Genomic DNA, 9,744 nt, shown 5'->3' on the forward strand with positions numbered 1-9,744 from the left:
CTTTCGCATAACCACGCGCGATGAAGCATGACGCGGCATGTAGTTCACGCTACGGTTACTGTCCCTCAAATGTGAGTAGTGCCACTACGTGCCCGACGTGACTTTTCATTTTTCCGAACGCGTCACGCGGGTAGATGTCGCAGCTTCGCTGTTGGCAGCCAGCCGTCTCGGAATTTGTCTGCTGCAATTGCCGTCATCGGCAGCCTCCGTCGACGGCGATCATCCCCGGCCTCTGGCGATCGGCGCGGTGCGCGATCTGTTGGTTGGAGGCCCGGACCACGCGGTGCCCGCGTTGCAGCGTATGATCCCCGGCGGGGATCCGGTTTTGATCATCGCTCCAGAATATACATTTGGGTCGGGCGATTGGACCGAGATCGATGAGCTGGTTCAAGCGACGGCGCGCCCGATCATCCTACTGGCCGGTTTCGGCGCGACGATCGGGCAATCGGTGCTCGATTGGCAGGCCGCTGGCGCTGGCGACGCCACGCAACGCCACCTCGGGTGGCGCGAAGCTGATGGCGCAATCAGCGATATCCAGCGGGTCAATGGCGGATGGTGCTGGCTCCATGCGCCAGGCGAAGCCACTCACTGCATTGCCTATCTCAAGAATGTGCTGGAGCAGTCGGTCGAAGCGGTAAACCTGCCCGATCTTCAGGAAGGCCGCGCCATACTCCATCTCGCTTTTGGCGACGTCGATATCTTTCCGCTGATTTGCGCGGACCTGTTGCAGCCAGCTGCACAGGATGCAAGCTCGCCGCAAGCGCGGATTCTGCACGCACTTGAAGAGACTGCCGCTGATCGACCTGCGCTGGTGGTCGGATCGCTGCTGCAGAGCGGATACAATGTCAACTGGGTCGCCGCGGTGAACTCGCTGCTCAACACGGTACTCGCCGGGCGCCCAGGAGCAGTCGCATTGTGCAATATAGCTGCGGATGCGCCGAAGGCTGATGAGGCACATGACAAATGGCGCAGTTTGAGCGGTCTTTACGTTCCGTTCGATGCATTGCCCAAGGGACAGGACGATCTGCCGGCAGTACGTGCGCTCAATGATGTGGGCATCGCGGGCGGTGTTGTCCGGGTTACAGAAGCCTGCGCGACCACCGGTCATGTTACTTGGGGACCGTTCACGCCGGTGAAGGGCAAGTTCGCTTGGCGCGGCAATATGAGTTGCCCGATCGGCAACGCCGGGCTTGCCAAACTTACCGCCCCGACACCGCCGCCTGCGGCGGGCGAGATCGCGCGTTTCCTGCGCCGTTATCCGCCGGTCGCCACGGCAGCGCCGCGCCTTCAGCTTGGTCTCAACATGGTCGTTGAGCAGCTCCAAGCAGCTGCAGCGCCGACGCCGGCGGTGCTTCTCGACGCGACGTTGAGTGGGGTTGCCCCCGCACGGCCGCAGGATCCTGACAGACTGCACGTCGCGGAGACGAGCGTCGCATTCAAGGCGGGCATCCACGCCGTCGCCACACTTAAGTCGATCGACGGAATATCTTGGCAGGCCAATCCCAAGCTGACTGGTCAACTGCAGCTGGCGAATGCGAAGCATCTGCTGGTATGGCGTTCGCCCGACAAGTCGCGATTGGCGATGCGGCGCGATCTTGCCGCGTGGCGCATGCTGCCCGGCGGTCAACATCCTGATCTAATCGTGCTAGGCGCAGGACCGAACGGCGATCTGATCGAGGGCGAGATTCCGCAGGATCGGCGCGACGATATCAGCACGGCGCCTTCGTCTGGCGCTGAACTGGCCGCAGGCGGATCGCTCGCCGCGCGCGAGGATGACTTCACTGCGGCGCGAAGCTTGCGGCGGGTTGCGGGTCTCGGTCTAGCCAACGTAGCGGATGTCTACGCCGATTTCGAGGACGACGCCGATGCCGAGCGGGTCGCGACGTTGCTCGGGCAGATCGAAGCATGTTTTGCCGAGGATGGTGCGAAATGACGGATATGCAACCTGCCGCCAGCAATCTCGACCTCGCGGTGGCGCAGGTTGATGAGCTTTGCGCGAAGGTTGGGCTGCAGCAAGCGGGGTTGCCCGTCGCGGCGGGCAAGCATGCGGTCCCTGTGGGGACGACACTGTGGACCTCAAGCTATGCTCGACTTGTCCTGTGGCCGTGCGGTGCGAGCGACGCTGCCGGCGTGATTGCCGCCGCCCGCGAGGGACAAGGCTGGTTCGACGAGATGCTCGTAAGCAGCGAGGCGCAGTCGCGTGGGCCTATCGACGGCTATCTTGTCCTTGCGTTGCCGGCCGCACCGGCAGCGGATGCTAGCGAGGACGTTCGGCGCCTCGAACTATCGTCGCAGGTTTGCCGCAAGCACTTGATCTGGCCAGCGGGTGAAGCTGATACCGAGGAGGCTGCAGGTACCTGGCTGCGCGTGGCCGACGTGACCGTGGTCGGTTTACCCGAAACGATGCCGTCGAGCGGTGGCGAGCTGGTATGGCCGAAGATCGACAGTGAAGCCCAAGCGGTGTGGGATGACCTCGCCGCACTTGGCTTGTCGGCGACGCTGATCCAGGACGAAACAGCATGACGCGCGGCGTCCGCCTTTCGTCGCTCACAGTCGGTGCGTTTCGCGGAATCGGCGAGGTCCTCGAGTTCGATCTGCGCGCACCGCTGACGCTGGTGTTCGCGCCTAACGGGACCGGCAAGACAACGATGTGCGAAGCGGCGGAGTGGCTGCTGACCGGTCAGGTCGACCGGTTGAAGGACAAGAAGGATTTCGACGCCGAGGTGTTGCGCTCGAAGTTCACCGGGCCTGAGCAAAAGCCGCACGTAGCTGCGAATGTCCAGGTCGGCGGAACGGCCTATCAACTTTCGCGCATCGCCGAGGGCAGCCAATCCCCGGCCGCGTTCGAGATCGACGGGCTCGCAGTGCCGCAACGGCCGAACGATCTCCTTGCGCTGCTGGCGCCAGCCGCCGCTGCCAATGAAGCCCATCACCTGACCGCGATCAGCCTGCGCCAGCGCTGGCTCAAGGGCACCCGGTTTCTAAGCGCGGAGGCACTGGCGGCCCTCGTCGATACCGACGATGAGACGATCGAGCGGCGGACGCAGGTCTTTGCCGACCTTTTGGGAATTCGGCATCTGCTCGATGCCGAACGGCAGTTCGAGAAATACGCGGCCGAGCTTTCGTCGCGGCTGCGCGCCCAGGTTCAGCTAACCCAACAACGCGCGGCCGAGGCAGATGCAATCGAGAAAGAACTCGACCGCAATATGTCGCCGGCTACGACGGCGGCGTCGGCGACCGGCGAGGTCGCGCAAGCCGAGATTCTGCTCAGAGCAGCGGCTGCCGATATACCCCCTTCCGATGCACCTTTTCCCGATCGGCTGGAGGCATTGACGGCGCTGCAACGGCGCGGCCAGCATGAGAACGAGCGCCGGCGCAACGCATTGGGCGCGGTCGAGGTTCGCCGCACCAGCCGTGCCGCGCTGGAGCAGGCTGTTGCCGGGGCAAAGGCAACAGAGCTCAAGCTTGATGCCGAACTTGCTGAGATTGGCAAGAATGGCCAGGCGGCGGCTGCCAAGGCCGCTGCGAGCGAATCCGAACGCCAGAGCATCACCGCGGCGAGCCAGGCGCTTGCGGCGGCTGGCGACCGGTTGGCGCGGCGGGCCGCCGCGATGCTCTCAACCATACACCGGGCTCTAGTGTTCGATCCTGTACCCGCCACGCTTGGCGCTCTGCGCGCCGGTCTGCCCGAGACCGGATGGACCAGCGATGCGCGTGCCGAGCGCCGCGCATTGTTGACTGACCTTTCTGCCGGATTGGAACAGGCCGATCGCGAGGCAGAACGGCTGCGTCTACTCGACGTCGAGCGCGAGGTTGCCAGTGCCGCCACGGTCTCCGAAGCGGCGTTCGCTGTTCTACGGGCCGAGGCTGCCGATGCGGAACGACGGGCGGCTGCGGCGAATCAGCGGCGCGACGCCGCGGCGGCTCCGTTGTCCAGGCTTCAATCTGCGGCACGCGACCTGCTCGCGCATGACCATAGCCATGCGGCGAGCAGCTGTCCGGTATGCGCCCATGACTGGCAGACAGCGGACGCGCTTCGCGCCGCGATCACGGCGGCGCTCGCGACTGTCCCCGAGCTTGCAACTCAGGCCGAAGCCGCAGCGCAGACTGCTACAGAGGCGGCTCGGATAGCGACCGAGAGGCTAAAAGCCGCGCACGCGGCAAATGCCAGGCTCGCAACGCTGGATCGCGAGCGTGCAACGCTTTCGGATGCCGCAGAACGCCGCGGGCTTTCGCTGCGGAATGTCGGGTTGCCGGCGGCGGTTTCTGCTGGCGAACTGGACCTGCAGCGCGTGCGCCTCGACATTGCTGACGCGCTCGCCGTGCTGGACGAAGAGATTGCGGTCGCGCGTCCCATGGTTTCGGCCGAATTGGCGCAGTTGCTCCCGGACCAGATACCGCTATCCGACTTGGTCGAACGCGTCTCGGCTCAGATCGGCGCACGCGATCATGTGTTGCAGCTTCAACTGGCGGGACTGGTCCGCAACAGCGAGGAAGCGACAACCCTGCGCGATCGGCTGCGCGCGGAATATGCCGGAATCCAGCAACGTTTGCGGGACTGCCGCGAGCAGTTGGCGGCGAAGGGAAGCGAGCTGGCCGAACTGCAGGCGTTGTGGGATATCGCCGCACCAGAGCAGTCGTGGAGCGAGGCGGCGTTTGCACAGCTTAAGACCGAGCTGACGAAGGAGCAGGACGAACTCGCCCGCGCGGAAGCGCATATCGAAGCCGCGCGAGCCGCGTGGACGGCTGAAGCGCGCCGCACGCAACTAGTCTCGCTACGAGCCGCCATTAAACCCGCGCTGGACCAGCAGTCGCGGATGACCGCGCGTATTGCTGCTGCGACACGCGCGCAGGCGACGTTTCAAGATACGTACACCAAGATCAGCAAGCGGCAGGTCCAAGATCTTGCCAAGGTCGTGAACCCGCTCTTCGCGCGCATGCACGCCAACCGGGTCTATGATCGCATCAATCTCGGTGAGGACAGCGAATTCCTGCATTGGCTTGCGCATGCTGGCGACGCACAGCTCGATCCGGGCAAGGACTTCAGCCAAGGACAGCGCCAAGACCTTGCGCTTGCCCTATTCTTGGCGCGTGCGCGCAGCCTCGGCGGGACGTTCTTCCTCGATGAGCCCGTGGCGCATCTTGACGACCTCAATCGTGTGGGGCTGCTCGACATTCTACGCGCCACCGTGCTTGAGGAAAGCCGCTCGGTGAACCTCGTCATCACCACATCGAGCCGGGCTCTGGCGCGTCATCTAATCGAGAAATTTGCCTGCATAGACGCCGTTGAGACGGTCGGAGGGCCAGTGCGCCCCCTTAGCGTCATTGAGCTGGACGGTAACAGCCGCAGCGGAGTTGGGCTGAAAAACATCTATCCGCTCAATTGAACCGCTTCGATATCGTTATCTGTCGGAGTCAGTCCGGATGATACCGCTCCTCCAGCTCAATTTCCCAAATCTCAACCGATCGACGCGGCTGATCGTAGCTGACCGCCCGGATATCAGTAATCTCCATGCTCCCCGGCACCAGCGTCAGCGTTGCCGGCCGTGGATCTACCTCGACGGGCCCTGGGGTGGGCGCAGGTTCAGGATCGCCGATGACTCTTGAGGCATGGTTGAATAGGACGACGTTACGGCCCTTGCCCCCTGTTTGGGTTGAACGATAGATCAAACCGTCCATCGGAGGCTGGGCGCGCTGCGCAAGATAGTCCGCCACGATCTGGGTTGCCAGATAGCCGAACGCCTCTTCGCCCGGCATCACTGGCTCTGCGATACGCCGACCGAATGCACGAAGGAATAGCGCACGCTCCATCTTCATTGCATAGTCCGGATCGAAATGACTGGCCTTGGACACCACCATCTCGAGCAGATCGAAATTGAGAAGACGTAGTGGTCTCCTAAGTTCAAAGCGTGCCGAAACGACCACCGAGCCAACCGGCGGCCGGATCTCCGCGACGCACGTTTCAACATCAAATGCACCGTAAAAAACGGATACTCCAGCAGCGTTCATGCGCCCGGCTGAGCCAGTCCCGTTTGGCAACGGCCCCAGCTGTGCGGCGGGTGACCGCAGGATTTCAAATGCTTTTGCTTCGGTAGGAACATGGCGCGCGCGATAAAAGCCCGTGCCTACGTCGCAGGTCTCGATGACTGCTTGTCCGCCCCAAGTCCGATCCTCCGCAAGTGCCCCGAAAATCTTGGCTAGCCATTCCTCGGCATGAAGGTTGAAGAAGCGGGCCTGCGATCTCACCGATTGCGTGAACGACTCCCACTGTCGGTCGCGAACACCCGATGGATTCTGGGTGACCACGTAGCCATCGTCACAATCATAAAAGGTCTCGCCTCCGCTCGCGATATAGCCGGCAAGTGAGGCGAGCTCGTCTGCCATCTGCTGTGCGAACTCGGGCCGCAATCCCGCGATATCTTCGATAATCGAGGTAATGTCGTCACCATTGCCGGGCTCAAAATGAGCTTCCAGTGCCTCCTCGATCCATTGCCCGAGTTCGAATTCCGACACGGATTCCCGCTTTTTACCGCACTGCTCGCATGTCTCGAGCTGGCCTTCAGCTTGGATTTTTGCCTTCAGGAATGCGTCGCCGACGCAATCGTAGCAGCAGAAGGTGTCACTACTCATCCGCACACCAGCCTTGGCGCGCGGCGAGGGCCGCCGCTGTCACTGATCAGAGGCAAGCCTTCTGCCCTGCGCTTGGCGGCGCTGCGAAGGTTTGAAAGCGGCGCCTTTAGGGCTGCGCATGGATTGCCATCGATATTGAGGGGCAACGGCATGCCGCTTGCCAATAGCGCCTGTTCTGCTTCCCAAGGGGCCGGATGCTCGACCCACGTTACCTGGGCATGGGCATGAAGCCATTGGTCGAGCAACTGTTCGCCAGGGTTGGTGAAGGTGAGGCGGCCGGTTGTCCCAACCCTTCGCAGAATCGTACCGATCTTCGCTTCAAGCAGGCACCCCAGCGTCAGTCGCAGTGTCGAGCCGGCGGCGTTCCCGCCGAAATGCGTGCGCAGGCGCTGATGGACATGAGATCGGCTCGGCGGCCGCCCATTGGTCGGCGGTTTCTTCGGGGATATTCCGCAGTAAAGCAATGTCCAGGCATCACGCCGGTGGCAATCGGTGGCGTCGATTCCGGCCGGGATTACATCGAAGTACCAGCCATAGAGCCCCGGCTTGCGCGGAGCTGCCGTCGCGACCTCATCAGCACGGTGAAGCCGCTCAGGGTTCAGGATCGCCCGCGCGATCGCATCGTCTTCGAACATCTTTGCCCAATTGGTCACGAATACCCTTCAAAGCTTCAGCTGATCACACGACAAGTTGTCGGAGGTCCGCGATGCGCTGTTCGATCTCCTCGTCGGAAACTTCGACCTGCAGCTTCTTCTGGACAAACTGCAGCCGGGCCTCGTTCTCGCGCACGACTTCGGCCCAAGTCTTAATCCAGAAACGAAAATTGTCGCCATGGAGGAAAAGGCCGTGGGGTCGGTCCTTCTGATAAATTCGGCTGTGAATCTCGGTTTCGAACTCGCTGGCGACAAGGACGAAGTTCCAGCTGGTATCGGTGTGAGTGAATTCTACCTCCTCGCGGATCGCGTTCACGTAGTCCTCGACTTGGTCCAATTCCTTGCGGCCGAGCTTGAGAAGTGGGCGCTTGAGCTCGATCAGCAGATATTCGCGCTTGCTCTCGTCGGAATGTGGCACTGATCGGCCGAGGAAACAGTCTACTCGCCCGCTGGTGCCGTCGAGCTTCTTGACTCGGCGTCCGCCCCTCCGTTTGGCGCCCAGATCCTCGGCGACCCGGTTCATTACCTTTGTGAGGCCGCTCTCGGCCATGGTAATGTGGAACCGTTCTCCGAAGAGCCAAGTATTGTCGCGGACCAACGCGTCGAGCTCCCCGCGCTCCTTAACCGTCCTCCGGAACTTCGGATCGAAGACCATCCCCTTTAGCACCTCGAGCGTCGTCACGCGGTCGGAAATGAGGCTCGAGGCGCCAATGATGTTGCCGAGCTGGGTCTTCTTGAGAAGCGCCGAGAACTCCGATTGCTTCGCCTTGCCAAGATTCACTACGGCCTGAAGAATTGTCGAGAGGTCGTCGGGATTGTGTTTGATCGCCTCCTTGAGGAGGGTCAGCGTCATGCGCTTGAGCGAGGTCTCCGCCCGCGAAAAATCGCGTGAGTGTGAATTGATGGCATAAGTTGCAATATCGAAGACCTGTCGCTCGCGCCGCTCGATCTCGTCGCGCGGCTCACCCTCGTAGGGATAGGCACCTTGGTCCTTCAGCTGCTGGATGACGCCGAGCGACTGCTCGCTCATTCGCGATCGAAAATAGTCGTTGAGCGCCTCGCGAATGTGACCGACAACTGCCAAAAAGGTCGGCTCGCCGAGATTGTCGAGTTCGAGCAGATTGTCGTCTGCGACCTCTTGGAAAAAGGCGCTGTAGGCGTAGGCCGAGAACTCGAAGCCCGGTGCAGTGACGTGGGCTGGCTGCGAGCCGAGAACGATGCCGTCCTCGCCGCCAAAATGGATCTGGCGCGTCTCGCTCGCCGATTTCCACTCGATGACTTTGACCTTGAGATCGTCGATCGTGCGGTCAGGCAGCTGCACCACCATCGGCGGAAGGTCCTGCCAGCGGTGGATGGTGATGTCGGGATCGACTTTGAAGCCGTTGAACCAAATCTCGGCGTTCGGATACTGCAGGACATATGGCGCGAACAGCGTGCTGAAGTGTCGGTAGGCGTCGGGCGTCGACAGCGCGTCGAACGTGTCCTTCAGCTGGGTGAGGAGCACAGTCGTACCTGTATGCTCCGCCGCCGGCGCCTCGGCTTCGACCACCTCGCAGCGCTCGAGCGACTTCGCGTGGATCTCTAGGGTTCGTGACGACAAGCCATGTTCGGACTGAGTTGTCGTGAACCATCGCGCCCGCTGGGCTAGCGAATAAAAACGTAGGCGGCCGCGGCCCTCCTTGCCATGGATGGCGCGGCCGAGCCCGGTACGGTGGCTGTCGCGTTTCCAGCTGTCGCCCAAGTTGCCGAAGTCGTGCTCGGCGCTCGACGCAGATATCCCCGAGCCGTCGTCGATGACGCGGATCGCGTCGAGACCATCGAGGTCATTGCGCTCCAGCGTCACCTCGATTTTGCTCGCGTCAGCGTCGAGCGCGTTCCAGACGAACTCTGCAATCGCGCGGATGGGGTCGCGGGTCGCCGCATCGCGTTCGAGAAAGTCCTGTTTCGCTCGGAGATTCAGTGTTGTCATGCGCGCGCGGGGCTCCCTCTGTCGCGACAATAGCCGAACGAACGTCACCTACAAAGCGAGAACGCAAAGTGAACACGACGGCCGTTAGCTACCCCACCGAAATTTCGTGCTAGCGTGTACCGCCCAGGACCAAATGTCGGTGATGTCGGACTGCTGACTCACTAAGATGGGGAGGAACGGCAGCTATAGCCGCAAGGCCCCCCAAAACCCGCCAGTCTCCAATCGGCCAAACTCATCCCAACCGACCTGATGCGTCGAGTGGGCGGTTTCGACAGTGAGCGATGAAGAGTTGGGGAAATGCGATCAGAACTGACCGACACATTCACGCCGAAAAATTGCTAAACCGATGGAACAAATCGGCAAGTTCGGTCGTCTTTCCTCATATCGGAACCCTTGCGGGTGCGCCGGGTATATGGCGGGGCGCTTTTTCCGCTATGAAAAATTGAAGCAATTGGCCTGTAATAATCGGGCCTATTTCCTGTGGTATTAAGT

The 9,744-nt window shown here is 61.8% G+C and carries 6 protein-coding genes; 3 read left to right on the plus strand and 3 right to left on the minus strand.

All coding sequences use genetic code 11. From position 1 onward, the window contains the following. The first annotated feature begins 88 nt into the window (after positions 1-88). The 3 genes from BLW56_RS10215 to BLW56_RS10225 are packed head-to-tail and all read left to right on the plus strand — an operon-like array spanning position 89 to position 5,387. Positions 89-1,933, plus strand: a complete 1,845-nt coding sequence (locus BLW56_RS10215) for an ABC-three component system protein (RefSeq protein ID WP_143043423.1) — start codon at positions 89-91, stop codon at positions 1,931-1,933. Further along, positions 1,930-2,523 (plus strand): hypothetical protein, encoded by a 594-nt coding sequence (locus BLW56_RS10220; RefSeq protein ID WP_093510387.1) that lies wholly within the window; start codon positions 1,930-1,932, stop codon positions 2,521-2,523. Before BLW56_RS10215 ends, BLW56_RS10220 begins: the two co-directional genes overlap by 4 nt. Further along, entirely contained in the window at positions 2,520-5,387 is a 2,868-nt protein-coding gene (locus BLW56_RS10225) for an ATP-binding protein (protein ID WP_093510388.1), read from the plus strand. The genes BLW56_RS10220 and BLW56_RS10225 overlap by 4 nt, the downstream gene beginning before the upstream one ends. Before the next feature lie 28 nt (positions 5,388-5,415). Here the strand turns inward: BLW56_RS10225 and BLW56_RS10230 are convergent, their stop codons facing one another. The 3 genes from BLW56_RS10230 to BLW56_RS10240 are packed head-to-tail and all read right to left on the minus strand — an operon-like array spanning position 5,416 to position 9,252. Next, the gene (locus BLW56_RS10230) at positions 5,416-6,630 is read right to left on the minus strand and encodes an RES family NAD+ phosphorylase (protein WP_143043424.1); all 1,215 of its coding nucleotides are present in this window, start codon (positions 6,628-6,630) and stop codon (positions 5,416-5,418) included. After that, positions 6,627-7,265 carry a GIY-YIG nuclease family protein gene (locus BLW56_RS10235; protein ID WP_093510390.1) on the minus strand — a complete coding sequence of 213 codons (639 nt, stop codon included), beginning with the start codon at positions 7,263-7,265 and terminating at the stop codon, positions 6,627-6,629. The genes BLW56_RS10230 and BLW56_RS10235 overlap by 4 nt, the downstream gene beginning before the upstream one ends. Positions 7,266-7,308: 43 nt before the next feature. Further along, positions 7,309-9,252: an ATP-binding protein gene (locus BLW56_RS10240; protein WP_093510391.1), complete on the minus strand. Its 1,944-nt coding sequence runs from the start codon at positions 9,250-9,252 to the stop codon at positions 7,309-7,311. Positions 9,253-9,744 lie beyond the last annotated feature (492 nt).

This window comes from Sphingopyxis sp. YR583 (assembly GCF_900108295.1).
Lineage (GTDB): Bacteria > Pseudomonadota > Alphaproteobacteria > Sphingomonadales > Sphingomonadaceae > Sphingopyxis.

Bases quoted from the DNA above. Each gene is read 5' to 3' on its own strand.
- BLW56_RS10240 (WP_093510391.1), bottom strand. From the start codon at position 9,252: ATGACAACACTGAATCTCCGAGCGAAACAGGACTTTCTCGAACGCGAT.
- BLW56_RS10235 (WP_093510390.1), bottom strand. From the start codon at position 7,265: ATGTTCGAAGACGATGCGATCGCGCGGGCGATCCTGAACCCTGAGCGG.
- BLW56_RS10230 (WP_143043424.1), bottom strand. From the start codon at position 6,630: ATGAGTAGTGACACCTTCTGCTGCTACGATTGCGTCGGCGACGCATTC.
- BLW56_RS10220 (WP_093510387.1), top strand. From the start codon at position 1,930: ATGACGGATATGCAACCTGCCGCCAGCAATCTCGACCTCGCGGTGGCG.
- BLW56_RS10225 (WP_093510388.1), top strand. From the start codon at position 2,520: ATGACGCGCGGCGTCCGCCTTTCGTCGCTCACAGTCGGTGCGTTTCGC.